The 271-nt window shown below is 60.5% G+C and carries 1 protein-coding gene; it reads right to left on the bottom strand.

The genetic code is table 11. The features are described from left to right. Nucleotides 1–221 (bottom strand): hypothetical protein (locus CWI66_RS17870; RefSeq protein WP_198517626.1); only part of this gene is annotated, 221 nt, incomplete at its 3' end. Between the last annotated feature and the right edge of the window lie 50 nt (nt 222–271).

The following is a 271-nucleotide window of genomic DNA, read 5'->3' as shown; positions in this document are numbered from 1 at the left end:
CGACCGCTCTTGGCCGCTTCCAGCAGACGCTGGACGTTAGCCTCGAAGTCGCGCGCGAAGTCGTCCGCCGTCTGGCCATCAATCCCGACCGCACCGTCATGGCGCGTCATGAGGTAGGCCGTTTTCAGCCACTGGGCGTCGATATGATGCGACAGTGACGTGAAGGCACGCTGCGGAAAACGCTCTGCCAGCGATGCTATCCGCACTTGTTTCGTGGACATGACCTCAGGTTCCTGTGCACCTGTCATGTTGCCCTCGTGCAGTTCTGATG

This window comes from Halomonas sp. 141, from assembly GCF_002810305.1.
Lineage (GTDB): Bacteria > Pseudomonadota > Gammaproteobacteria > Pseudomonadales > Halomonadaceae > Vreelandella > Vreelandella stevensii.
The sequence above is the reverse complement of the archived record's forward strand: the minus strand, read 5'-3'. Positions and strand labels throughout refer to the sequence as shown.